Origin of the sequence: Sorangium sp. So ce131, assembly GCF_051519095.1 — a bacterium.
Taxonomy (GTDB): Bacteria; Myxococcota_A; Polyangia; order Polyangiales; family Polyangiaceae; genus Sorangium.
On the sequence record NZ_CP150455.1, the window covers coordinates 6,965,201 to 6,991,062 of the forward strand.

15 protein-coding genes are annotated in these 25,862 nt (G+C 72.7%); 6 read left to right on the plus strand and 9 right to left on the minus strand.

Annotation, left to right across the window (positions count from 1 at the left end; all coding sequences use genetic code 11):
* Nucleotides 1-234 precede the first annotated feature (234 nt).
* Together WMF43_RS25435 and WMF43_RS25440 are read left to right on the plus strand one after the other, a co-directional pair.
* On the plus strand, nucleotides 235-3,045 hold the full coding sequence (locus tag WMF43_RS25435; RefSeq protein ID WP_437683883.1) for a PAS domain S-box protein: 2,811 nt from the start codon (nucleotides 235-237) through the stop codon (nucleotides 3,043-3,045).
* Nucleotides 3,046-3,150: 105 nt separating this feature from the next.
* A complete protein-coding gene (locus WMF43_RS25440; protein WP_437683885.1) occupies nucleotides 3,151-3,459 on the plus strand; it encodes a rhodanese-like domain-containing protein in 309 nt (102 codons plus the stop codon).
* A gap of 37 nt (nucleotides 3,460-3,496) precedes the next feature.
* Here the strand turns inward: WMF43_RS25440 and WMF43_RS25445 are convergent, their stop codons facing one another.
* The 7 genes from WMF43_RS25445 to WMF43_RS25475 all read right to left on the minus strand — a co-directional run bounded on the left by WMF43_RS25445 (nucleotide 3,497) and on the right by WMF43_RS25475 (nucleotide 17,400).
* A complete protein-coding gene (locus WMF43_RS25445) occupies nucleotides 3,497-3,820 on the minus strand; it encodes a hypothetical protein (RefSeq protein WP_437683886.1) in 324 nt (107 codons plus the stop codon).
* A 126-nt stretch (nucleotides 3,821-3,946) separates the two neighbouring features.
* Nucleotides 3,947-6,505 carry a protein kinase domain-containing protein gene (locus WMF43_RS25450; RefSeq protein ID WP_437683888.1) on the minus strand — a complete coding sequence of 853 codons (2,559 nt, stop codon included), beginning with the start codon at nucleotides 6,503-6,505 and terminating at the stop codon, nucleotides 3,947-3,949.
* A gap of 332 nt (nucleotides 6,506-6,837) precedes the next feature.
* The gene (locus WMF43_RS25455; RefSeq protein ID WP_437683890.1) at nucleotides 6,838-8,346 is read right to left on the minus strand and encodes a hypothetical protein; all 1,509 of its coding nucleotides are present in this window, start codon (nucleotides 8,344-8,346) and stop codon (nucleotides 6,838-6,840) included.
* Nucleotides 8,347-8,464: 118 nt separating this feature from the next.
* Nucleotides 8,465-9,586, minus strand: coding sequence for a hypothetical protein (locus WMF43_RS25460; protein ID WP_437683892.1), 1,122 nt, complete (start codon nucleotides 9,584-9,586; stop codon nucleotides 8,465-8,467).
* Nucleotides 9,587-9,728: 142 nt separating this feature from the next.
* On the minus strand, nucleotides 9,729-12,236 hold the full coding sequence (locus WMF43_RS25465) for a right-handed parallel beta-helix repeat-containing protein (RefSeq protein ID WP_437683894.1): 2,508 nt from the start codon (nucleotides 12,234-12,236) through the stop codon (nucleotides 9,729-9,731).
* Nucleotides 12,237-12,288: 52 nt separating this feature from the next.
* Nucleotides 12,289-16,722, minus strand: coding sequence for a protein kinase domain-containing protein (locus tag WMF43_RS25470; RefSeq protein WP_437683896.1), 4,434 nt, complete (start codon nucleotides 16,720-16,722; stop codon nucleotides 12,289-12,291).
* A 15-nt stretch (nucleotides 16,723-16,737) separates the two neighbouring features.
* Nucleotides 16,738-17,400: an RNA polymerase sigma factor gene (locus tag WMF43_RS25475; protein ID WP_437683898.1), complete on the minus strand. Its 663-nt coding sequence runs from the start codon at nucleotides 17,398-17,400 to the stop codon at nucleotides 16,738-16,740.
* Between the two features lie 144 nt (nucleotides 17,401-17,544).
* Between WMF43_RS25475 and WMF43_RS25480 the strand changes: the two genes are divergently transcribed.
* Entirely contained in the window at nucleotides 17,545-18,960 is a 1,416-nt protein-coding gene (locus WMF43_RS25480) for a M23 family metallopeptidase (protein ID WP_437683899.1), read from the plus strand.
* Nucleotides 18,961-19,024: 64 nt separating this feature from the next.
* On the opposite strand, the gene WMF43_RS25485 is transcribed toward WMF43_RS25480, so the two are convergent.
* Complete coding sequence (locus WMF43_RS25485) at nucleotides 19,025-19,489, minus strand: SH3 domain-containing protein (RefSeq protein ID WP_437683900.1); 465 nt, start codon at nucleotides 19,487-19,489, stop codon at nucleotides 19,025-19,027.
* A 54-nt stretch (nucleotides 19,490-19,543) separates the two neighbouring features.
* A complete protein-coding gene (locus tag WMF43_RS25490; RefSeq protein WP_437683901.1) occupies nucleotides 19,544-20,533 on the minus strand; it encodes a mechanosensitive ion channel family protein in 990 nt (329 codons plus the stop codon).
* Nucleotides 20,534-20,770: 237 nt separating this feature from the next.
* On the opposite strand from WMF43_RS25490, the gene WMF43_RS25495 reads away from it, so the two are divergent.
* The 3 genes from WMF43_RS25495 (at nucleotide 20,771) to WMF43_RS25505 (ending at nucleotide 25,829) form a co-directional block, all read left to right on the plus strand.
* Entirely contained in the window at nucleotides 20,771-23,383 is a 2,613-nt protein-coding gene (locus tag WMF43_RS25495; protein WP_437683903.1) for an ATP-binding protein, read from the plus strand.
* Between the two features lie 354 nt (nucleotides 23,384-23,737).
* Nucleotides 23,738-25,000 (plus strand): sensor histidine kinase, encoded by a 1,263-nt coding sequence (locus WMF43_RS25500; RefSeq protein WP_437683905.1) that lies wholly within the window; start codon nucleotides 23,738-23,740, stop codon nucleotides 24,998-25,000.
* Complete coding sequence (locus WMF43_RS25505) at nucleotides 24,993-25,829, plus strand: LytR/AlgR family response regulator transcription factor (RefSeq protein WP_437683907.1); 837 nt, start codon at nucleotides 24,993-24,995, stop codon at nucleotides 25,827-25,829. The genes WMF43_RS25500 and WMF43_RS25505 overlap by 8 nt, the downstream gene beginning before the upstream one ends.
* Nucleotides 25,830-25,862: the final 33 nt, after the last annotated feature.

Genomic DNA, 25,862 nt, shown 5'->3' on the forward strand with positions numbered 1-25,862 from the left:
CAAGCAAACTCTGCCGCATCGGACGGAATCTGGCGCTCTACGGCGCTCTACGGCGCTCTACGGCGCTCTACGGCGCTCTACGGCGCGCGACGGCGCGTTACGGCGCGCCACCAACGTGCACGCAAGCCGGCCAGGTCGTGGTACCGTCGCGGACGCGGTAGGGGGAATGCCGCGCGCGCACGTCCGGGTGCGCGTGGTGTGAGCAGGGGGACCGAAAGACCGGGACGGACAGCCATGCAGGGGACGGCCGGAGATCCAGCCGAGGCGACGCGGTCGCCTGGCAGGGCGTGCGCGCAGATCGACGTGGCGAGCGGCCGGCTCGTGCGCGCGAGCGGCGCGCTCTGCCGGCTGCTCGGCTACTCCGAGGAGGAGCTCCAGCGGAAGCGGCTGCCGGACCTCGCGGCCCCGGAGGACCGGTCACGCTCGCTCGCCGCGTGGCGCGCGCTGATCGAGGGCGGCGCGGACGAGATCGCGCTCGAGATGGGCTGCCGTCGCAAGGACGGCAGCGCCCGCCGGCTGCGCGTGACGGGCGTCTTCGTCCGCGACGCCCAGGACCGGCCTTACCGCGCGGTGGTGTTCATCGAGGACGTGAGCGCCGAGGACCGGGCGCTCGCAGTGGAGCGGGCGCTCGCGGAGAGCGACACCAGGCTGAAGCGCCTCTTTTACAGCGACATCGCGCCCATGGCGTTCTGGGCGCCTGACGGCCGGATCACCGACGCAAACGACGCTTACCTTCGGCTCCTGGGCTACACCCGGGAGGAGCTCGCGGCCGGGCTGGTCCGGTGGGATCAGCGCACGTTGCCCGAGGACCACAGCGCCGACGAGCGCGCGTTGGCGGAGCTCGCGGCCGGCAAGCCGACGTGCACCCCGTTCAGGAAGACGTACGTGCGGCGCGACGGCACGCGCGTGCCGGTGCTGATCACCGGGTGCCTCCTGCCCGGGGGACGGGGCGAGGACGGCGGCGTCGCGCTCGCGTTCGACGTCACGGAGCTCCAGCAGGCCGAGGAGGCGGTGCGGCGCGGCGAGCGCATCTTCCGCGCGCTCGGCGAGTCGATCGCCCACGGCGTCTGGCTCTGCGATCCGGAGGGCCGCTGCGTGTATGTCAGCGACTCGTTCCTCCGGAGGACGGGGATGACCCTGGAGCGGTGCTCGGGCGACGGCTGGGCCGCCGCGCTCCACCCCGACGACCGGCACAAGCTCGAGAATTTCAAGCGGTGCGTGGAGACGGGAGCGGTGTGGGACGAAGAGCTCCGGTTCCTCGGCGCCGACGGCGCGGCGCTCCCGGCGCTCAGCCGGGGCGTTCCGATCCGCGATGAGCGGGGCGAGATCTCCGGCTGGGTCGGCCTCTGCCTGGACATCAGCCGCCTCAAGCGGACGGAGGAGGCGCTGCGCGACAGCGAGCGCCTCCTCCGCGCCGCGCTCGACGAGGCGCGGCGGGCGCTCGCCGAGCGCGAGCGCCTGGAGGAGGAGCTCCGCCGGAGCGAGCGGCAGCTCGCGTCGCTCATCGCGAGCTCGCCCGACGCGATCTACCGGCTGGATCTGGACCTGCGCTGCACGTTCATGTCGACCACCTCGACGATGGTGATGGGGTTCCCGCCGGAGCACTACGTGGGCAAGACGCCGCGCGAGAACGGGCTGCCCCTCGAGGTGTGCGAGGCGGGCGAGGCGGCGTGCCGCGAGGCGCGCCTGACGGGCAAGCCGCAGCGGATGGAGTTCAGCCTGGGCGAGCGGAAGTTCCGCGCGCGGTACATCCCCGAGATCGGGCCGGACGGCGCGGTGGAATCGTTCATCGGGATCACCGAGGACGTCACCGCCGAGCGGCGGGCCGAGGAGGAGCGGCAGCAGCTGCTCGAGAGCGAGCGCGCGGCCCGCGACGAGGCGGAGCGCGTGAGCCGGGTGAAGGACGACTTCGTCGCGACGCTCTCGCACGAGCTGCGCTCGCCGCTCAACGCGATCCTGGGCTGGGCGAGGATCCTGCGGACCCGCGCGCCGGATCCGCAGGGCACGGCGCGGGGGCTCGAGGTGATCGAGCGCAACGCGCGGCTCCTTACCGACATGGTGTCCGAGCTCCTCGACATGAGCCGGATCGTGTCGGGGAAGCTGCGGCTCGACGTGCAGCAGGTGGATCTGCCGGCGGTCGTCCAGGGCGCGATCGAGTCGGTCAAGCTGGCGGCCGAGGCCAAAGGGCTGACGGTCGTGTCGCGCGTCGACCCCGAGGCGGCCGCGCTGCGCGGGGACCCGGCCCGGCTCCAGCAGGTCGTGTGGAACCTCGTGTCGAACGCGGTGAAGTTCACGCCCGCGGGGGGGCGGATCGACATCGCGCTCCGGCGCGCGGGCGAGCACGCGGAGCTGTCGGTGACCGACACGGGGGCGGGCATCGCCCCGCAGTTCCTGCCGCACCTGTTCGAGCGCTTCCGGCAGGCGGACGCGTCGTCGACGCGGAAGTACGGCGGGCTCGGCATCGGGCTGTCGATCGTGAAGCACCTGGTGGAGCTGCACGGCGGGACGGTGGCGGTGGCCAGCGAGGGCGAGGGCAAGGGGGCGACGTTCACGGTGACGCTGCCGCTCGGCGGCGCGGCGCAGCCGGCGCCGGACTCGGCGCGCGACCCCAGGTCGACGTGCGCCGCCGAGCCGCTCGGCGACTACCCGGGCGCGGAGCTCACCGGGGTGCGGGTGCTGGTGGTCGACGACCAGGCCGACGCGCGCGAGATCGCGCAGCGCGTGCTGGAGGAGAGCGCGGCGCGCGTGACGACCGCGGCGTCGGCGGCGGAGGCGCTCGCCCTGGTGGAGCGGGAGCGGCCGCACGTGCTCGTGAGCGATCTCGGGATGCCGGGGGAGGACGGGTTCCAGCTCATCCGGAAGGTGCGGGCGCTCGGGGCCGAGCGCGGGGGGGCGACGCCGGCGGCGGCGGTCAGCGCGCTGGCGCGCGAGGAAGACCGGGCGCGGGCGCTGGGGGCCGGGTACCAGGCGCACCTGGCCAAGCCGGTGGATCCGGCGGCGCTCGTGGGGGTGGTGGCGACGCTGGCGCGCGGGCGCAACGGCTGACGAGGGAGGGGGCGGAACGGCGCGGAGGTCGCCGTGGTATAGGAAAGGTTGTTTACAGGTGGTTTCGGGGGAGATCGCGGGCGGGTCATGGTCCAACAGATTTCTGTGAAAGAGCTCTTTCTCAAGTTGAAGGCGGGGGAGCCCGTGGTCCTGCTGGACGTGCGCTCGCCGGGCGAGCACGAGATCGCCGCGCTGCCCGGCAGCACGTTGATCCCGCTGAACGAGCTGACGGAGCGGGCCGAGGAGATCGCGGCGGAGGACGGGGCGCTCATCGTGGCGTACTGCCACCATGGCGTCAGGAGCCTGTCGGCGGCGGCCATCCTGGAGAAGCTCGGGCACGAGCGCGTCGCGTCGCTCCAGGGCGGGATCGACGCGTGGTCGATCCACATCGACGAGAGCATTCCGCGGTACTGACGGCGGGGCGGCCGACCGGGGGCGCTCGCGGAGCGCCTCAGTTGAGGGCGGCGGCGCCGAGCCGGAAATAGAGCTGGCGGCCCGCGCCGCATGTGCTGCACACGACCGTCGCGACCCGGAGACGGACGCCGTCGAGCGTCTCGGCCGTGTGGTCCTGGACGCGGAAGAGGCCGCGGCAGCGGGGGCACGGGATGGCGCGCGCGGCCACCTCGACCTGGGAGGCCGCGTCGAGGACGATGGCGCGGGCGGGGGTGTGGCCAGGCTCCAGCAGCGCGAGGCGCTCGAGGTCGCGCGTGAGCTTCTCCGCGTCGCGATCGCTGGCGCGCCGGGCAGCGCGGGCCGAGAGCTTCTTCTTCGCCATGGTCTCCTGTCCCCGCGGCCCACGCCGGCCTGACACGGCAACACGGCAACGCGGCCGCGGCAATGCGGCCGAGGTCCGCGGGAGCGAGGCTGGTCTACCGCTTGTCGCGGAGGTCCTCCAGGGTCTCTACTGGTCCCGCGATCGGTACACGTCATTCCCCGGCGAGCCAGGGGCCGAGGTCGTGAGAGGAGCCGACCTGGGCGAAGCAGGGGTCGCGCCCGTGGGAGGAGCCGACGCCGGCATGCCGGGGGCCGCGCTCGTGGACGGCGACTCCGGCGTGCCAGGGGTCGCGCTCGTGGACGACGGCTCCGGCGTGCCAGGGGTCGCGCTCGTGGACGGCGACTCCGGCGTGCCAGCGGCCCCGCTCGTGGACGACGACTCCGGCGTGCCAGCGGCCCCGCTCGTGGACGACGGCTCCGGCGTGCCAGCGGCCCCGCTCGTGCGGGAGACCGGCTTGCGCCGCGGTGCCCTGTGGTGACGCGGAACGGGCGCGCTGCGCGGGTTGGAGGCCACGGCGGGCCTGGGCGGCGCGACGGCGTCCTCGACCCCCGCCGCGGCTCGCGCGCCGCCGGCAGCGGGATCGCCCGCGGCGGGGTCGGCAGGATGCGCACCGGATTCCGGGTTCGCCGTGCGCTCGGGGTCGGCGGCGGCGAGCTTCAACCCGAACGCCGGAACGGGGCCGGCGCTGCTCGCGACCGCTGCCGGCGCGCCCTGGACCGATAGCGCCATGGCTTGACCCGACGGCAGGGCGTCGTCCGCCCGCCGGTCCGAGCGCCCGAGCCAGCGCGTCGCGGCGAACGCCCCCGTGACCAGCAGGACGCCCGCGGCCGCGACCCAGACGCCCGCGCGGCGGCGCCAGCGAAATGCGCTGGAGGCCCGCCGGCCACCGCGGCGCTCGGTCACGTCGTGTGTGCTCCCGGCCGTCTCCTCCTCGTCGGGCTGCATCAGCGGCACCGCGCGCCTGCGCACCATCGTCAGCGTGGGGACGTCGTCGCGCGCGATCGTCAGCGTCGGGCCGTCCTCGGGCGCGAGCAGGAGCGCAACGCCGTCCTCGCGCGCCATCGTCAGCGTCGGGCCGTCCTCGCGCGCCATCGTCAACGTGGGGCCGTCCTCGCGCGCCATCGTCAACGTGGGGCCGTCCTCGGGCGCGGTCACGAGCGCGGGCGCGTTATCCATCGCCAGCTTCAGCGCGGGCCCGCTGTCCGTCGCCAGCTTCAGCGCGGGCCCGCTGTCCATCGCCAGCTTCAGCGCGGCGCCGCCGTCCCGCGCCATCGTCATCGTGGGCCCGCTGTCCATCGCCAGCCTCAGCGCGGCGCCGCCGTCCCGCGCCATCGTCAGGGTCGGGCCGTCGTCGGGCGAGAGTCCGAGCGAGGATCCCTGGTCCCGGGACGCCTTCAGCGTGGGCCGGTTCTCCCGCGCCGCGGGCCGCGCGACACCGCCGCTCCGCGCCATCTTCAGCGTGGGCCTGTCCTCGCCGGCCACGCGGGGGAGCGTGCGGCGCTCGGCGACCGCGACGTCGCTGCTGGCGGGGGACGCGACCGCGACGCCCTCGCTGGGCAGGGTGGCCAGGTGATCGCCGCCGCCGGGCGCGAGCACCGTGGAGCAGGCGGCCTGCCGGGATCCCGCCCCGCCGGCGGCGTGCGGGCGAGGCAACGTCGAGGAGGTGCCCTCGACGGCCGTCTCCGCGGCCGGATGGGTGGTCGCGACGGCATGGCCCGCGGGCGCCGACGACAGCCACGAAGGATCCGTTTTGCCATGGGCGATCGCCTGGATCTGGTCCAGGGCGCGGGCGGAGCGCTCGGTTCCGAACGGGGCGAGCTCACACGCCAGCCCCGCCACGCTCTGGATGCGCAGCTCCGGCTCCTTCTCCAGGCAGCGCAGGATCACGTCCTCGAGCTGGGCGGGCAGGTCGAACCGGTGCACCCGCGGCGGCGTCGGCGCCTGGGTGACGATGGCGACGAAGAGCGCCGAGATCTTGGACGTATCGAAGGGAAACCGCGCGGTCAGGAGCTGGTAGAGGATGATCCCGAGCGACCAGATATCGGCGCGCGCGTCGACGTCCTTCGCGCAGCGCACCTGCTCGGGCGACATGTACGAGGGAGAGCCGAGCATCATCTCCGACGCGGTGAGCTTGCCGTCCTCCTCGGAAGCGGCGTCGGCGGCCTTGGAGAGGCCGAAATCGAGCACCTTGACGACGGGCACGCCGGTCGCGCCGGTGGCGAGGAACAGATTGCCCGGCTTCAGATCGCGGTGGATGATGCCGCGTGCGTGCGCCTCCGCGACGGCCTCGCAGGCCTGGATCACGTAGTCGACCGCCTCGGACACGGGGAGCGGGCCGCGCGTCTCGAGCTCCTGCTGGAGGTCGCGGCCGCGCAGGTACTCCATCACGAGGTAGGGGATGCCGAGATCGGCCGTGCCGACGTCGATGACGCGGGCGACGTGCTCGCTCCGGATCGCCGCCGCCGCGCGCGCCTCGCGCAGGAAACGCGCGCTCGCGCCGGGCAGCTCCATCGCCCGGGGGAGCAGGAACTTGACCGCGACGCGCTGGCGCAGCGGGATGTGCTCCGCCGCGAAGATGGCGCCCATCGAGCCCCGGCCGAGGCTGCGCTCGAGGCGGTACCTCTGCGCGAACACCTCGCCGATCCCAGGAATGCCCGCGGTCGACGCGGGGGCATCCGGTTTCAATGGGCCGACCTCCATCGGACCCACTATAACCGCAACCGCGTAAGTTTTGACGCCAAGATGGGGCCGCCGGGCCGGAGGTGCGGCAAGCGGAGGGCGCGACGGCGGGGCGCGCCGGAGTAGGAGGAGCGCGCACCTTTTGCGCGAGGCTGTTGCGCCCGGCCGTTGCCGTGTTTCCGACGCGGGAAGGGCGAGCGGCCCTCGGGCAGAGCTCAACGCCGTTACGCGAGGGGAAGAGCGCGCTGCGCAGCCCTCCCGCGGGGGGGGCGTCGCGCGGGATCGCCGCGCCCCCGGCGACGTCCATGACGCTGCAGGGCGCCGTGCCCGTCGGCCGGTCACGGCGCCGCAATGGGAGATTTCAGCGGCGCAGCGACCGTGAAGCGCTGGGCTGCGTCCCGGATGAGTTCAGGGACACCGCCGCCGAGGATGGGCGAGACGCCGTCGGGGCCGACGTTCTGGTGAACGAGGCCGATGTCCTCGTCGCCGGCGCTCAGCTCGATATTCTCGAGGCGGCTCCCCGCGCCGACGTCTCCATCGATCAGCATGCCTATCCGCGAGTTGCCGACGAGCTTCAGGTTGGAGATCTCGGCCCGGGCGCCGTTCTGCCAGACAATGCCGTCGCCGATGGAATCACGGTCACCTCCGACGACGGCCATGGGCTCGAGCTGCGTGTTCTGGACCTCCGTCCAGTTGATGATGATCCCGCCCGTCGTCTCGCCGCTCAACCCGATCCCGACACCCCGGCTATCGTGGACGCGGCAGCCCTGGACCGTGACCTGGTGGTCGCCTGCGGCCGAGAGGTTCTGCATCCACAGGCCGACCGCGAGCCCCCCGAGGTCGATGTTTTGCGTCTCGCTGCCGCCGAGCGTGGCGCTCGCCCCATCGATGAGCACGCCGTAGGACTTGTCGAATCGCGTAGTATCGCGGACACGGAGCGAAGGCGCGGTGAGCGAGGAGCACCCGAACGCGGCCAGCCCCCCCGGCACCTCGATGGAATCAGGGTCGCTGGGATCCACGATATCGACCTCCGTCAACGTGGCGGCGACGCCGACGAGCGAGACACCGATGATCCCGTTCTCCTGGAACCGGGTGTTGTTGACCTTCACCTCCGGCGATGCCGCGCAATCGCAGCCGTTCGCGCACTGCGCCCACAGCCCGGGGCCGCCGGATGGGCCCACGAGGGAGGTCCCCAGCGTCACCGCCCCGGGATCGAACGCCCGGATTCCGTGGCCCTGCGACGCTTCGATCTCGGATGCCTGGATCGTGACGGAGGCGCCGGCGCCGACCCGAACCCCGTCGGCGAAGCCGCCGGCGACCACCTTGACCGAGTCGATGAGCACCCCGGCCGCGCCGTCGGCCACCACGATGCCCGCCTGACCGACGCTGACGCCGCGCACGCGGGCGCCCGAGCCGGGGCCGACCGTAATGCCCGCGACGTGGACCAGGGCGGCCCCCCTCCCGAGCAGGCTGACGCCGCCGGGCAAGGTGATGTCGCCATAGTCGCCAGGCCGCAGGGTGATGCAAGCGCCCGGCGACGCATCCGCGAGCGCCGCCTGAACCGTGAGGTCGTCGCCGGCCTCGATGGCGGTCGCGCAGTCGCCCCCGTCGGTGCACACGTCTCCCCCGCAGATCGGCTCGGGAGGGACCCCTGCGCAGGCTCCGCCCACCAGGCGGTGCTCCGGGCACTCTCGATCGGGCGAGACCTCTGCGCACTCCCCGCCCACCAGGCGGCCCTCCGGGCACTCTGGCGTTCGCTGGACCGACTCAGGTTGGTTGCACCGCAGCTGGAGCAAACCCAGCCCGACAAGAAGCACGTGGACGCGACCCGAGTAACCTGTGCTCATCCCCGATCTCCTCCTCTACCGAGCGACTACCGATCGACCGACCGCCGTGCGCGTCCGCCCCTCGTGCCGGTCGCGCTCGCGGGGGCGTCCAGGTAGGTTCTTCTCCAGGGCGGGAACATTACGGCTCGCAGATCTTCTGGACCGAGACGGTACCTGTCGCTCGGAAACACGGGAAGCCGCTCTCGCTCTTGCCCACCCAGAAGATCTTGGTCTCGTTGAGCGGCCAGGCGCCGGAGTAGGGGTTCAGCGAGAGATCGATGGTCTGCGTCCGCTGTCCGACCGTCGCCGTGGCTGTCGTCTTCACGACGTTCGGCACGACGTCGGGAGAGCACGTGGGGCCCGTCCCCACGTAGACCGTCAGCGTCGCGGGTGAGAGCCACGCCGAGTCGTCCTGCTTCCGCACGAAGAAGCGGAGCGTCGTCGGCGAGATCATGGCCGCCGCCAGCTTGAGCGGCATGCTGCCGTCGCCCGCGCACCCGGCAGGGCCGAAGTCGCAGGTGTCGCTGTTCGAGGGATTCGAGCAGCTGCGGCCGGGGATCGAGAACTGGCTGTAGTCGCCGTCCCCGCAGGTCGGGGTGCACGCGCCCCACGCGCAGCTCGATTCGCAGACCTGCGTCCCGCCGGGGCAGCTCCGGATTTCGCCCGCCGCGCACGCGCCCTGGCCCGAGCACGACGACCACTCGGACCAGGCGCCGCCGTCGCACGTGCGCGTGCGCTCGCCGCAGTTGCCGCAGCTCTCGGCGGCAGGGCCCACGCACTCGGTGACACACGCGCCGTCGGCGCATCCGCCGGGGCACGGGACGGGGGCCCCGTAATCCAGGCAGACGTCGTCGTCGAAATCGCCGCATTGCTGCAGCGTGCTCGCGTCCAGGCACCGGGGCTCCCCGGAGCAGTCGTCCTGGCACGCGACGTCTGAGCCGCCGCTGCCCGCTGGCGGCCCGTCGCTCCCTGGAGCGAAGCCTCCTCCCGCGCTGGCGCTGCCCCCTGCCTCTCCCCAGCTGCTCCCGGGACCTCCCCCGGCGCCGGGCACGTCGCCGGCGCACTGGCACGCCTCGTAGCCGGAGCCGTCCGCTGAGCAAACCTGAACGCCGTCGCCGCCTCCGGGGCAGGAGCAGGCGGTCTGGGCGCCCGGCGCGCAGAGCGGCGCGTGCACGCTGCAGCGCGCGAGGAACAACAGGCCCAGGACGAGGGGCGCGGCGGTGAGCGTCACGTAACGGCGATCTCGAATCGAGCGGTCCATCTTGGTCGAGCCTCCTTCCGGCGAGCGGACGCGAGCGCACGGCGCGCGTCGACCCACCGGCGCCGAGACCGGCGGGTTGATGGATGGACAGGGCTCCGGCCGGATGTGAGGCGCGCGGAGGACGATCGGGCAGGGGCTCGGGTCAGGGGGGCGTGGGAGCGGGGTCGACCGCCCGCGGCGGCTGCCGTTCTAGGTTCCCCTTCTCGCACTTACGCGGTTCGCCCGTGCAGCCGCGGCAGGCCATTGAGTCGCTCAGAGGAAAATTATAGGAATGCTCGCCGTACGCAACGGCGTCGAGATCAACGTAGTTGCAAACGATTTGTGTTGAACTGACCAAGACATCTGCGCCGAAGCTGGAGACGCCCACGCCTTCGTTCGCCTCGACGAGGCAGTCGGAGATCGTGGCGCTGGCACGGTTGAGCTCCGACACGACGGCGATACCGTCGCCGTAATCATCGCCCGCAGGTTCCTTCCGTGTCTCTCGCACCGACGACCGCTCGATGACCGCGTCGGAACCGATCACGGAGATTCCTACGTGCGTGTTCCGCTCGACCGTCGAACGCCGGATGACAGCATCGCCCCTCAACCCTCGAACCGAATCGTACAGGACGCTGATTCCATCCCCTCGAGTAAGGTCCGAACGAGGTTTTGTGTCGCGCACCGCGGTGTTCTCGATCGTCGCTGCGGAGCCCGCGACGGCGATACCCAATTCATGATTGCGTTCTACGACGCAGTCACGAATGATCGCGTTCGCCTGCTGCCCCGTGCTGCGGTTGCTCTGCACGACGATTCCCCGCCCAAGATCACCAGCAGGCGCCGGCCGCGTATCGCGGACGAGCGTCCTCTCAACCAGCGCGCTCGACCCAGCGATCAGCAGGCCCGCGTAGGGGTTTCGCTCGATGATCGAGGATCTCATCGTAAGGTCGCCGCGCTCGGTGGTACCCGGCGCGGCCTGAACCACCACACCCACACCGAACAAGCTACCGACCAGAGGCTGCGTATCGCGCACGACCGTCGCATCGAGGCGGATCGTGGAGCCCATGGCCTGCAACCCGGCCGAGTGATTCCATTCGATGACAGATGAGCTCACGCCGACGTCTCCGCGTCTTCGCGCTGGCGGAAGGCCTTCACGCACGCCGATCCCCTCGCCGCTCTCGCTCTCATCCACCGGCTGTGTGCGGCGCACAATCGTGCCCTCGACGGCAACGGCAGCCCCCATCACGAAGACGCCGGTCTGACGATTGTCCTCCACGACCGAGGAGCGGATGGTCCCTTTCGTCGGCTCGGCGCTAGCTTCGTCGTCTAGAATGGCGATCCCCACACCTGAAAGGGTCGGGTACCCGTGGAAGGTATCCTCCACGATGGGTGCCAGCAGGGTGCCCCGCACGACGGTCGCGTCGACGAGCAGCTCCGAGTTGATGACGGATATACCGATGTCGTGGTTGTCGTAGATGAGCGACGAGCGGATCATTACGACGGACTGTCTCCCCGGATGGCTCATGCTCCCTTGAATGTTGATACCTCGGCCTGAGTTTGGCTCCTCATTCGGGATGGTATCTCGCACAACCGAGGCGAACAGATCGAGGTCTGAGCCCTCAACGAGCACGCCGATGTCGTGAGCGCCCTGGACGACCGATGAGCGGACGTCGACCTCCGCGCGCCGGCCGGTATCGGGGTTGTCCACGGCCACGATGCCCACGTCGGCCACGTTGCGCACGACCGTCTGCTCGATCAATGCTTTGGCCCCACCGACCCAGACGCCTATGTTCCGAGTATCCTCCACGAGCGAGCTTCTCACCGCGACGGCTGACGGTCCACGGCCATCTCCGATGTTGATCCCACCCTGCTCCGTGTCGTGGATCCACACGCGATCCAAGACGACATCCGCCGGCCCCCACACGCCAACGCCGATCGCGCTGCCGCGCACGGCCACGCCACGGATCTCCGTTCCGTGGGCCTCATCTTGAACGTTTACCGCGGCCGAGGCGGAGGCCGATCCGGCTATTTCAACGAGCGCCGGGCACCTACCCCACAGACGCGCTGCCCCGCCGCGGACGTAGACGTTCTCCTCATACGTACCCGAAGCGATCGCGACGATCGCTCCCGGGGCGGCATTCCTGAGAGCCGCGGTGATGGTGGTCCACGGTCTCTCCCGGCTACCGTCGCTCCTGCTTCCCTGGTAGGACCCGTCCACGTACTCGGTATCCGGCTCCACGGGGATGTCTCCCCATGGCCCCTCACCACACGGCGCCACCTCACGGCACGCGGTCTCGCCGGGAACAGCCATCGTCCCTCTCGGGCACGGGTCGCGCGGCAGGATCACACGGCAACCGCCCTCGCCATCGGGCTCGAACCCCTGCCCGCAGGCTTCCGGCGGGATCCCCGCAGGCCGACAGCCGCCGGACTCGACCTTCACCTCGCCTGCAGCGCAGCCGTTCTCCTGCATTCCGGCGGGCAGGCAACGGCCGTCCTCGAGCGCGCTCTCGCCTGCCGCGCAGTTGACGGGCACCACCTCCCCCGCCCCGCACACCTCGCCATCACCCCCGCCGGCGGCAGCCCCCCCTGCCGCGCACGTGCCCGCATCGCGCTCTTCCTCCGGCGCATCGTCGCCGCAGCCCCACGACACCACCGCCGCTGCGCCCAGCGCCATGAACCTCCCCCATCGCACCATCGTCCGATCTCCTGTGGTATCCCGAGTCGGCCTATCCCCTCAGCTCGACCATCCCGGCCAGCATCGCGCGACACTCGTCCGCCTTGCTCCCGAGGTCGCCCTCGCGAACGTCGTCGATCGCCTCGATCAGCCGCCGCGCCGCCTCTCGCGCCGGCGCCTCCAGCGCAGCGTCGCCCGCGAGCGTCGCACGGCAGATGCGCGCGAGGCTGATCATCACGTCGCCCAGGTAGATCCGCCCGTCCCCCACCCCGGTCCGGTCGAGCGCCCGCAGCCCAGCCTCGATGGCGGCCTGCCGGTCGCCGGCGGCGAACGACGCGTCGGCGAGGTTCTTGTACGAATCGGCCAGCGCGGCCTCGGCGTGCATGCGCTCTCCGAACCGCACCGCCTGCCGCGCGTGGTGCAGCGCCGCGGCCGTCTCTCCGAGCCGGAGCTCCACCTCGGCCAGGTTGTTGTGGGCGATGACGAGCTCGTGGAGATCGCCGAGCCGCTCCTTGAGCAGCAGCGCGTGAGCGAACGTATCGCGCGCGCCCGCGAGATCGCCCCGCAGGTACCGGACGGCCGCCAGCGTGTTCTGGGCGATGCACGCCGCGGCCAGGTTCATCGTCTCGTCCACGGCGCGCGCAGCCCGCCGGCAGCACCGCTCGGCGTGCGCGAGGCGGCCCTGCGACAGGAACACGGCGCCGAGGGCGCCGAGCAGGTGCGAGACGTGCTCGCGCCACCGGTCGTCCCGCCGGACCATCGCGCGGCAACCCCTGAGCCCCTGCGCCACCGCCCTGCGGGACGCGTCGAGATCGCCGCTGCGCCGGTGCAGCGCCGCGAGCACAGCCCACATCGCGGGCGTCTCCTCGATCGCTCCGGCGGCGGTCGCGCGCTCGATCGCGCGGCCCACCAGGATCCGCGTCCGGTCGGCCGAGCCCCGGATCCACGCCGTCAGCGCCTGCCGGAAGTCGACCCGCGCCTCCCACCGGAGCGGCTCGCCAGCGTGTCGCGCCGAGGCCTGCCGGCGCTCCACGTGCACGACGAGGCGGCGACCCTCCTCGTAAGCGCGCTCCGCCCGGTCGAGCTCGCCCATACGGCGGAGGACGTCTCCGAGCTCCAGGCGCAGCCGCACCCGCTCATGCCAGTCCGCCACGCGGCCCTCCTCGCCCCCCTCGTCGAGGCGCGCGAGCGCCGCCCGCGGCGTATCCAGCGCGCTCGCCACCGTCGCGTCGCAGATCGAGCACGCCCGCTCGAGGTGGCGCAAAGCCTCCTGGTTCTGCCCGAGCGCCGCCGCATGCGCGGCCGCGCGGCCATAGGCCTCGATCGCCCGGCGGAGATCGCCGCCCCTGTCGTAGTGGACCGCGACGAGCGCCGCGCTCGCCGCGCCCGGCCCGCGCGCCTCGAGCCAGGCCGCGACGCGCCGGTGCGCCGTCCGCCGCAGCTTCTGGTTCAGCGTCTTGTAGGCGAACTCCTGCGTCGCCGACTCCGCGAAGACGAACTCGCGTTCTCCCGGGAAGGTCGACGCCTCGCGCGTCCTGATCAGCTGCCGGGCCCTGAGCCGCGCAAGCACGTCCCCGGTCGGCTCCACGACCGCCGGCCCGCCGCCGGGCGCCCCCTCCGGCGGCGCGTCGGGGGACAGATCCCGACGCAAGGCGTCCACCGCCCGCTCCCAGAAGGTGCGCCCGATGACCGCAGCCTGCTTCAGCACCGAGCGCGCGTCCGGATCCAGCCGGTCGAGCCGCGCCTGGAGGATCCCCTCGATCGTCGCCGGCAGCGCCACCGTCTGCAGATCGGCGTCCCGCAGGAGCCACGGGCCGAGCTCCCGCCGCTCGATCGCCCCGGCGTCCACGAGCAGGTGCAACGTCTCCTGCAGGATGAGGGGGTATCCCTCGGCGCGGTCCACGAGCAGATCCAGGAAATCTCTGGGCAGCCCGTCGATCCGGCGCAGCCGATCGCGCGCCATCGCCTCGATGTGCCGCCGCGCGAGGGGCGCGACGTCGACGCGCACGTGCGCGCTCTTGCCTTCACCCCAGTGGGGCCGGCGCTCGTAGAGCTCCGGCCGGGTGGAGAACAGCACGAAGAGAGGGCAGTCGCTCATCCGCACGGCGAGGTCGTCGAGCAGGTCGAGGCTCGCGTCGTCGGCCCACTGCGCGTCGTCGCAGAGGATCACGATCGGGGCGCGCGCCGCGACCAGGCGCAAGAGGCGCGCGAGCGCCGCCGAGACGCGGCTCTTCGCGTGGGCGCCCTCTCGCTCCAAGGCGAGGCCGTCCGACGCGCCGCCGGACCGCGCTCCCAGCAGGGTGGCGATCTCCCGGACCGTGTCGTCGAAATGCCCTGATCCGAGCTCGCGCAGCACCTCGAAGGGGAGCTCGGGCACGTCGGAGGTCCTCTCGCCGTCATGGCCGCCGCCCGCCGATCCCGACGCGGCGCCCTCGCCCGACCGCGGCGGGCCCGCCGCCAGGCCGCGCAGCCAGCGCACGCCGTCCCGCAGCTTGCGCGCGACCAGCTCCGGCGCGTCGTTCTCGTGGATCTGAAAGCGCATCCGGAGGAGCGCCGCCGCGAGCCCGTAGCTCGTGCCGGTGCCCAGCACCGAGCCCTGCGCCATCATCACGAAGAAATACGCGGGTCGCTCCGCGAGGCTCGTCACGAGCTCCCCGACCATGCGACTCCGTCCTACCCCCGGAGGCCCGACCAGCGTGACGAGCTGCGATCTCGCCTCGGAGATCGCCGTGTCGAGGACGTCGGTGATGCGCTGCATCTCCGCCGTGCGGCCGATGAATTTCGTCTCCAGATCGTAGAAATCGGACGGCGGGATCGGGTGGCGCACCGTCGTGTGCCCCACGATCCGGTAGGCTCCGATCGCGTCGCGCCTGCCCTCGACGGCGATCGGGGGCGAAGGGTCGACGTTGAAACGTCCGATCACGTTCCGGTACGTGGCGCTGCCGATCAGGATCGCGCCGTCGGCCGCGTGCTGCTGGAGGTGATCCGCCACGTCGACGGCGTCTCCGAACACCGCGCGCTCCTCGCGCGCCGGATCCCCGACGTCCTGAGCGAGGACCCGCCCCGTGTTGATCCCGATGCGCACGGCGAGCTGCCGGCGGAACCCGCGCAGCGCCGGCGTGCTCTCGACGATCGACCGCATCTCGAGCGCGGCCGACACCGCGCGCTCCGCGTCGTTGTCGCTCGCGCGGGGGACCCCGAACGTGGCCATCATCCGGCCCCCGACGAGCTTCGCCGCCGCGCCCCCCGCGCGCTCGACGCACGCCGCGAGCGCGCGCACGCCTGCGTCGACGACGGCCTTCACCTCATCGGGATCGAGCCGCTCCGAGAGCGCGGCGGTCCCGGAGAAGCCCGCGAACACGATCGTGCAAAGGCGGTTCTCCGCCGAGGCGGCGGCCGGCGCGCCCCGGCTCCCCCTGGGCGGCTGCTCCGCGGCGCGCGGCGCTCTCGCCATCAGGGCGGGGCCGTCGCCGTCGCCGCGGCGATCGAGCGTCTTCACGATGCGCTCCACGGAGAGCCGGGCGCCTTGCGCGCCGAACGGCGCAAGCCCGCGCGCGAGCTCCGCGACGCTCTGCACGCGCTGGCTCACGTCCTTCTCGAGGCATCGCAAGATGATCGCCTCGAGCGGCGCCGGGACGTCGGGGCGGAGGAGCCGGAGCGCACGCGGGGGATCCGTCATCACCCTCGCGATGATCGCGGGGGGGCTCTCCCCGTCGAAAGGGAGGCGGCCGCCGATCATCGCGTACAGGATCGCGCCGAGCGCCCACAGGTCGGCCCGGGCGTCGGCCTGCTTGAGGCCACGGATCTGCTCGGGCGCCATGAACTGCGGCGTCCCCGCGACCGCGTGCGTCGCGGTGATGCTCGCCTCCCCTGCGGCCCTGGAGAGCCCGAAATCGAGGACCTTGACGAGGGGTGATCCATCGGCCGCGGTGCAGAGGAACAGGTTGCTGGGCTTGAGATCCCGGTGGACGATGCCGTGGGCGTGCGCCTCGGCGATCGCCTCGCCGGCCTGGAGGAGCAGGTCGACGGACTCGGCGATCGGCATGCCCCCACGGGACCGGAGCACGGCCCCGAGATCCGCGCCCTGCAGGTACTCCATGGCGAGGTAAGGCGCGCCCGACTCCAGCGTCCCCATGTCGAGCACACGGGCGCAGTGCTCGCTCCGGAGCGCCGCCGCGAGGCGGCCCTCGCGGAGAAAACGCTCCTTGGCGTCCGGGAGGAGGGCCGATCCAGGGAGGAGCAGCTTGATGGCGACGCGCTGGCGCAGCGTCAGGTGCGTTGCCGCGACGACGAGGCCCATCCCCCCGCGGCCGAGCACCCCCTCGACCTTGTACTTGCCCGCGATGACGTCCCCCTGGGCGGGCGATCCCGCGACGGCGACCTCGTGCAGCCCTTGAGCGCTGGGAGCGCGCGCGATCTGGCGCAGGAGACCGGCAAACGCGCTCTCCTCCGCCGAGGCGTCATCGAAGGAGTCCGCGCTGCTCACCGGGCTCGCCCCTGTCTAGCCTTCGGGCGAGTCGAGCAATCCTTCCTGCTCGGCCAGCTCCCGGAGCCGCCCCTTGATCGCGACGAAGCTCTGCCGCAGCGCCGCCGATTTCTTCTTGAGCTCTCCCGGGAGAGGAGGCTCCGGCTCCGATCCCAGCATGACGCGGGCGATGTCGTCCCACGACATCGCGCGGTCGACGCGCAGCACGAGGAGCGCTCGCTCATCCGGCCTGAGCCGCTGCCTCAAGGCCGCGACCTTGTCCTTCACCTCGGTGCGCAGGTAAGGCAACGTCTGGGTACGGACCTGCTCCTCGAGGCTGGCGACCTCCGGAGCCTGCGAGAGGGGCAGGTTTCGGCGGCGTTCGGGACGTTCCAGGGAGTTCTGGTAGGCGTTCCGAGCAATCCTGAACGCCCACGTACGGAATGACGAGTCGCCGCGGAAGCTGCCGAGGTGTGACCAGATGTTCAGGCATACCTCCGAGAACACGTCGGAAGCATCCTGCGCATTCCCGAGGACGTGCACGAGGAAGCCCAGAAGTGACGGGCCATAACCCCGGATGCCGGCGTCCGCCGCCCCCTTGAGATCCCCACGCGCGAGGCAGGCGCCGATGACCCGCTCCACCTCCGCCGCGGATCCGGCGGCTTCCGACGGCGACGGCCCCTGGTGCTCGCTCTTCATACCACATGAAATTCTCACATCCTGCCGCAAGCCTGTCAACCGAAGCAGGCGACAGCTCAGGGCAGGCGGCAGCTCATGCACGCCGAGCCCAGCAGCGGCCTAGATCCACCGGCGGCGCGAGCCGGTCCGGTAAAGGAGCGTGGCATGCGGTACGACTTGACATTGGCGAGTGGACATCGAGGGCTGGGCCTGCTGGGGCTCATGCTCGTCTCGGCCTGCGGGTCAGCGGCGGAGGAGGGCGCCGCGTCGGACGACTGGAGCGATGGACAGCCGGCGGAGATCGGCGAAGCGGAAGCGCCGCTCACCTCGGCGAGCTTCCTGTTCGCGCACCCGCTCCAGGGCTCCTCTTACACACGCGCGTGCAACTTCAACACGACGAGGTGCGCCGTCGCGGACAGGTACCACTCAGGCATCGACGAGGGCGCGGCGGCAGGTCTCCCCGTCCGGGCCTCCAATTTCGGAGAACGCACGCTCGTGGTCCACAATGGCAGCTCGGATCACGGCCTCGGGAACGCGGTGGTGATCCGCCACCTCCTCCAGGACGGGACTTACCTGTGGTGGCAGGACGGACACATGGGCTTCCATCACCCGCTCAACGCGCGGCCGGACGGCTCCGTCGCGGTGACGACGGGCACCAAGCTCGGCGAGGTGGGCGGGACCGGGTACGGCGCGGCGCACCACTGGGGAAACCACCTGCACGCGGAGGCGAAGCTCGGGAGCGTGCTCCACAACCCATGCGGGGACGGGACATACTGGGGCTACACGCCGAGCAACGCGACGAATTTCTGCTTCAGGAACCCGGACTCGTACATCGGGAGCAGCAGGGTGATGATCCCTGAGTTCGAGACCTCGTCGAGCGGGACGTGGGGCGATTACGACGTGGTCTACGGCGTCGCCGGCACGCCCATCTACGCCCGGGTCGGCCTCGTCTCGGCGACGCAGTCCTACGCCAAGCTGCTCGTGGGGGGCCGCGCCGGCTTCAGCGGCGAGATCGTCGACTTCCCGGCGGCCAGCGGCGTGACCGGGACCTACACGCACACGACCATGAGGTCGTTCTCCGCGGGAGATTACACGTTCTTCGCGGCCGTCGAGACCCCGACCTCCGCCTGGCGCACAGGATACCGGGTCATCTTCAGCGTGCTCCCCTCGTCGAACGACTTCATCCGTGACAACGACATGAGCTCGACCTACTTCGAGAGCGGTGGGCTGGGCCTCGCCCGGGGCGACGGGTACGGGTACGGGGCGCGTATGGCCACCGGCACCTCGGGCGCCTGGGGGCGGTGGTACACGCGGAGATCGGGGACGTACGGGGTCCACGTGTACGTCGGGGGCGCAGGGAGCGGCTCGGTCCGCTACAAGATCTATCCAACGGGGGCCGGAGCACCGGTGTTCAGCGATCCCATCGACCTGTCCCGCAACAGGTACTCGTGGGTGCCGCTCAAGGTGGGCGGGACGACGGGGTGGAGCTTCGCGAGCGGCGGTTATGTCGGCCTGTCCGCGGACGACGGCTCACCGGCGACGTTCTACACCTTCGACGCCGTGAAGTTCACCCGACGTTGACGGAGCCCCGGCGGCGCCTCGGCGCTCCTCCGCCGGAGCGGGCCCGCCGGGAGGCCACGGGAGCTCAGGACGCGCCGCCGGAGCCCTCGGGCTTCGTCATGCCCCAGGCCAGATCCTCACGCACCCAGCCTGTCTCGCCCTGCAGGGCGGCGACGCGGAGCCAGCGCCCCTTCCGGCCCAGGACCTTGAACACCTCGCCGCGCTGGACCTGAAACGCGACCTCCGCGGAGGTCGTCGGCGCCTCGCGGACGTTGCCCCGCGAGACCTTGATCACGACCGTCGTGACCCTGGCCAAGAGGCGACCGGCCACCCACGCGAGATCGCCCTCGAAATCCTTGATCTTGCACCACCCGTCCTCGCGCTCCAGCACCTTGACCGGGTAATAGCGGGTCGCGGTGAACTCGACGGGCTCGCTCGTGGACGGGCCCGCGCGGAAGTTCGCCACCGGGACGTTGACGCTGAGTATCTCGGCCCTCGCCGCGCCCGGGAGCGCGGCGAGGGCGACGAGCACTGGCAAACTCGCTCGCATGTTCACGACAGCCTCCTCACGTGATGATCGCGCGCGACCGCCGCTTCCGCGGCGTCAGGCCTGCGCGCCTGTCTCCTCGAAGCGCGCGCCGGCCGCGCCGGCCTCCTCGCAGCGCGCGCCGTTCGCGGCCCGGGCGGCGGGCCTGGGCGGCAGCCTCTCCTCGGCCCAGCGGATCGCGCGATGAGGGACCGGCATCGCGATGCCCAGCGCGTCGAACGCCCTCTTGAGGCGCCGGCGGTACTCCCGGCCTACCTGCCATTGCTCGATGGGCTGCGTCTTGATGCGCGCGCGGACCACGACCGCGCGGTCGTCGAACGACTCCACGCCGAAGAGCTCCAGCGGCTCGAGGATGCTCGCCTTGTAGCGCCTGTCCTCCTGGAGCTCGCGCGCGACCTCGCGCATCACCTTCATCACCCTGTCGACGTCCTCCGTGCAAGCGACACCCACGTTGAACACCATGGCGGACCACTCCAGGGTCATGTTCGAGAGCGAGTTGATCTTCCCGTTCTGGAAGACGTGGACCACCCCGGACTCGTCGCGCAGCGCGACCGTCCGGAGCCCGACGCGCTCCACGAGGCCGCCGGTGCCGTTGACGACCACCACGTCGCCGACCCGGAGGTGATTCTCGAGGAGCAGGAAGAAGCCGGAGATGACGTCGCGCACGAGCTCCTGCGCTCCGAAGCCGACGGCCAGGCCCGCGATCCCGGCGCCCGCGATGAGCGGCGCGACGTCGACCCCGAGCTGGACGAGGACGAGCATCGCCACCATGGCCCAGATAACGACCTTCCCGGTCGTCCGGAAGATGCCCAGCAACGTCTCGGAGCGCTTCTCGATCTCGCGCACCGTCTTGACGTCGCCGCTGCGGCTCCGCCGCATCAACGACAGCTCCATCCTCCTGCACACGAGGTGGAGCGCCTTGAGCAGCACGAGCGCGAGGACCAGGACGAGCAGCACGGCCGGCAAGGCGTGGACGGCCCACGCGAGGGTGCGCCGGAGGACCTCCCGCCAGAACGTGACGTCGAGCCATGAGTCGATGTGCGGCATGGGCAATGGCACCTCCGCCGCGCGGCGTCCGCAACGCACATGCCAGCGCGCTGGGGGGCCGGCGTCATTGTCAGGAGCCCGTCGGCCGCGTCGCGCGCGCGCGACGCGGCCGACGGGCCCGCGCGCGCGCCGGTGCGACACGATGTCGCAGAGGAGCCGGATTGTCGCAGGGGCGACGCGCCCTCGCCGCCCGCCAGCATTGCGACGTCCCGCCGCCCGTGGCACGAGCCCGCCGCCATGCCGACCCGCCCCTTCGCCCTGGGCCGCTGCCGCCCGCTCTCGGGGGACGAGAGCGCCTCTGCCGCCTCCGCCGCGCGCCCGCTCGATCTCCCCGCGCACCACCTCGTGACCCACGGCGTGGTCGTCGGCATGACCGGCAGCGGGAAGACGGGGCTCGTGATGGTCCTCGTCGAGGAGGCGCTGCGGTCGGGCGTGCCGGTGCTCATGGTCGACGTGAAAGGGGACCTGCCCAACCTGCTCTTCACCTTCCCCGAGCTCTCCCCGGCCGAGTTCGAGCCGTGGATCGACCCGTCGGCGGCCGCGCGCGACGGCCGCGCGACCGCCGACGTCGCCGCCGAGCTCGCGGCGCGGTGGCGGGCCGGGCTCGCGGCCTCGGGCCTCGGGCCGGCCGACGTCGCCGCGCTCCGCGCCCGCATGGCGCCGCGCCTGCTCACGCCGGGCACCACGGCCGGCGAGCCGATCCACGTGCTGTCGGCGCTCGAGACGCGCTCGCCGCTCTGGGACGAGGACGAGGAGGCCGCCCGCGAGGCGCTCTCGGCCTCGCTGTCGCTCCTGCTCCGGCTGGTCGGCCGCGATCCGGATCCGGCGCGGAGCCGCGAGCACGTGCTGCTCGCGCACCTCGCCGAGCGGCGGCTGCGCGGCGGGCAGGCGGCGGGGCTCGAGGAGCTGCTCGCCGACCTCGCCGCGCCGCCGATCGCCGCGGTGGGCGCCCTCGAGGTCGACGCGTTCTTCGCGCCCAAGGAGCGGCAGGCGCTCGCGCGCGAGCTCAACACGCTGCTCGCCTCCCCGACGTTCGCCACCTGGCGCAAGGGCGCGCCGCTCGACGTCGCGGGGTGGCTCGAGCGCGGCGCGGCCGGGGCGCCCGGCGCTACCGCCGGGAAGACGCCCGCGGTCATCGTCAGCGTCGCGCACCTTGAGGACGACGAGCGGCTGCTCGTGCTCGGGCTCCTGTTCGAGCAGCTGCTCTCGTGGGTGCGCGGCCTCTCCGGCACGAGCGACCTGCGCGCCCTCGTGGTCTTCGACGAGGTCTTCGGCTTCCTGCCGCCGCACCCCGCGAGCCCGCCCACGAAGCGGCCGCTGCTCGCGCTCCTCAAGCAGGCGCGCGCCTTCGGCGTCGGGGTCGTCCTCGCGACGCAGAACCCGATGGACCTCGACTACAAGGCGCTCTCCAACGCCGGCGCGTGGTTCGTGGGCCGGCTCCAGACCGACGCCGACCGCGAGCGCGTCGTCGAGGGGCTCTCCGGGTCCGACGGGGGCGCCGGCGGCGTCGACGCCGCGGCGCTGTCGGCCACCCTGAAGGCGCTGCCCCCGCGCACGTTCTTCGTGCGCAACGTCCACATGCAGCCGACGTCGCTGCTCGCCGAGACGCGGTTCAGCCTGTCGTGGCTGCGCGGCCCGGTCACCCGACGCGAGATCGGCCGCCTCGTCAGGAGCATCTCCCCTCCCCCGCCCGCCCCGCCCGGGCCTCCCCCGCCCGCCCCGCCCGGGCCGAAGAGCCCGTCGGCGCCCCCGCCGCATGCGCCGGTGGGCCCGGGCGGCACGGTCGTCCTCGACCCGCGCTACGTGGCCTCCGCGGCGCCCCACGCGGCCTCCGCGGCTCCCCACGCGGCCTCCGCGGCGCCCCACGCGGCCTCCGCGGCGCCCCACGCGGCCTCCGCCCCGCCCCAGCGCACGCGGCGCAGCAAGGCCGCGCGCGCCGACGCCGAGGCCGAGGCCGACACCGACACCCGCGCCGACACCATCACCCCTCCGCAGCCGCCGGAGGGCTGGCGCAGCCTGTACGCGCACCCCCCAGCCGCGGCGCCCGAGGGCTTCCGCTACGTCCCGTGGGTGGCCGCCTCGGTCGTCGCCCACCTGCGCGACACGAAACTCGGCGTGGCCCTCAACCAGCGCCAGATCCTCGCCGCCCCGCTGCTCGCCGACGGGAGGCCGGATCTCGCGCGCGTCACCCGGCTCGATCCCGCGCTGCTCTCGGCTTCGCCCGCGCCGGGCGCCCGCTTCACCGCGCTGCCGGCCCCGCTCGCGAAGCGCAGCGGGGCGCTGGCCGCGGCACGCGCGCTCCGGGAGCACGCCTACCGCACGACCGAGGCCGCGGTGGCCGTCCACAAGGAGCTCGGGCTGACGCAGGGCGAAGGCGAGCCGCTCCAGGCGTTCGCTGATCGCTGCCGCGCCGCCGCCGCGCGGCGCGCCGGCGCCGAGCAGCAGGAGGTGACCGGCCGCTACGCGCCCAGGATCGCGCGCCTCCGCGAGCGCATCGCGGCCGCGAAGGCGCGCTACGAGCAGGCCGAGGCCGAGGTGGCCGCGCTCCCCGGCGCGGTGGGCGCCGCGATCCTCGGGCTCGTCGCCGGCCGGGGCACCGCCCGCCGCGCCGAGACCCAGCGCGACAAGGCGAGCGCCAGGACCGAGCGCGCCCGGCAGGAGTGGACTGAGGCGGACGCCGCCCTCCGGGACCTCCACGCCGCCCAGGCCGCCGAGCTCGCCGCGCTGGAGCAGCTGCCCCTGCGCGCCGGCGAGGGCATCGAGACGAAGCGCCTCGTGCCCAGGAAGAACGACGTCGAGGTCGACTTCATCGCCGTCGCCTGGGCCGCGACGCTAGCCGGCCCCGCGTGACCCGGCCGCCCAGAGCGGTTCCCCTCCGTCTCTGGTGATGCGTCCCAGAGCGGCGGTCACCCGCACAGGAGACGGGCCCAGATCGGCGTTTTCGGCGCGCAAGCGCACTCCTGTGCGCTGAGCACCGAAAACGTCGAGATGGGCCCGTATCCGAAGCGGGTGACCGCCGCTCTAGAGGGCAGCTCGCTGCAGCCCGGGCGCAGCCGGCTGCAAAGCGCCCCCGCGCCGCCGCGCCCTGTGCTCTGATCCAGGGGAGCGCCCCCCCGCCCGCGCGCGGCGCGGCGAGGCGCGCCGCGATGCGCGCGACCGCGCGCAGGGAGCCCATCCCATGCAGAACAACCCAGAGGGGCCAGCGTGAACGGCAGCGCCGAGGCGACGCCCGTCGCGCTCCCGACCCGCCCCGCCGCGCCGGAGCGCGCCCCGCTCCCGGCCCGCCCCGCCGCGCCCGAGCCGACCGCCGCGCCGGACGCCGCGGCCCCGCCGCGCGCCGCCGCGCCCTCCCGCGCCCTCGCCGGGCCGAGGTGGGCCAGCGCGTGGCTCGTGGCCGCGCTCTGGATGATCCCCGTGCTCGTCTCGAGCGTGCAGACCTACCTCTTCATGCCGCCGAGGCAGGAGCCGCGCTCGCCGTTCCTCGCCTCCTTCCTGTGGCAGGGGCTGCCCTGGCTCTTCTGGGCGCTCATGACGCCCCTCATCGTCTGGCTCGGCCGCAGGTACCCGATCGAGCGCCGGGGCTTCCTGAAGAGCGCCCTCGTGCACCTCGCGGCGAACGCCGCCATGGCCCCGGGCCACATCGCGGCGTGCGCGCTGACGGGGCGGCTCATCGGCCAGGAGTACTACATCAAGACGCCGTTCCTCGAGGTCGTCTACAAAATCCTGGGCAAATACATCGACATCGAGCTGCTCATCTACTGGGGGATCCTCGCGATCGTCCACGCGGCCGACTACCACAAGAAGTACCGCGAGCGCGCGGTCGCGGCCGCGCAGCTCGAGACGAAGCTCGTGCAGGCCGAGCTCCAGGCGCTCAAGATGCAGCTCCACCCGCACTTCCTGTTCAACACGCTGCACGCGATCGCGGTGCTCGTGCGCAAGCAGGAGACGCAGGCCTCGGTCCGCATGATCACGGGCCTGAGCGAGCTGCTCCGGATGGCGCTCGAGAGCGCGGGCAAGCAGATCGTGCCGCTCAAGCAGGAGCTCGATTTCCTCGAACGTTACCTCGACATCGAGCGGACCCGCTTCCAGGACCGCCTGACCGTGCGCGCGGACGTCGCCTCGGAGACGCTGGACGCCGAGATCCCGAACCTCATCCTGCAGCCGATCGTCGAGAACGCGATCCGCCACGGCATCGCCCCGCGGGCCTCGTCGGGGAGCGTGACGATCCGCGCGCGGCGGGAGGAACGCCACCTCGTGGTGGAGGTGACCGACGACGGCAGGGGCCTCAAGGAGGGCTGGGCCGGCGAGGCGAGCGAGGGCACGGGCCTCGGGAACGTGCGCGCGCGCCTCCGGCAGCTCTACCCGGGCGACCACCGGCTGAGCGTCGCGCGGCGGCCGGAGGGGGGCGTCCTCGTGACGGTCGCGGTCCCGTTCCGGCCGCTGCACCCGGAGCGCGCGCATGGATAGCCCCGCGGAGATCCGCGCCGTCATCGTCGACGACGAGCCGCTCGCCCGGGAGGGGATCCGCATGCTCCTCGCCGAGGATCCGGAGATCGCGATCGCCGCCGAGTGCGGCGACGGCCCGGGGGCGCTCGACGTCATCCGGCGGCTGCGGCCGGACCTCGTGTTCCTGGACGTGCAGATCCCCGAGATGAACGGCTTCGAGGTGATGGCGTCGCTCCCGCCGGACGAGCTCCCCGCGGTGATCTTCGTGACGGCGTTCGACCGCTACGCCCTGCGCGCGTTCGAGGTCCACGCCCTCGACTACCTGCTGAAGCCGTTCGACGACGACCGCTTCCACGACGCCCTCCGCCGCGCGAAGGGCCACCTAAGGCTCTCGCGGATGAGCGACCTGAGCCAGCGCCTCCTCTCGCTGCTCCAGAGCTACGGTGACCCCGCCGCCGCGGCGACGGCGCGCGCGCGGGGCGGCGGCGGCTCGGAGCCGCCCGCGGCCGCGGGCGCGGACGGCGGCTACCTGCGGCGGCTCGCGATCAAGGACGGGTGCCGCGTGGTCTTCCTCAGCCTCGACGAGATCGACTGGATCGAGGCGGCCGACTACTACGTGCAGATCCACGCCGGGGAGAGGAGCTACCTCCACCGCGAGACGATGCACAGCGTGGAGGCCAAGCTCGATCCCGCGCGCTTCGTGCGGATCCACCGCTCGGCGATCGTGAACCGCGACCGGATCAAGGAGCTCCGCACCCAGGGGCGCCGGGAGACGGTCGTGGTGCTCGCCGGCGGCGCCGAGCTCAAGGTGGCGCGGAGCCACCGGGAGAAGCTCTCGGCGCTGCGGTGAGGGGGCGCGCGCCACCAGGGCTCCGGGGCGGGG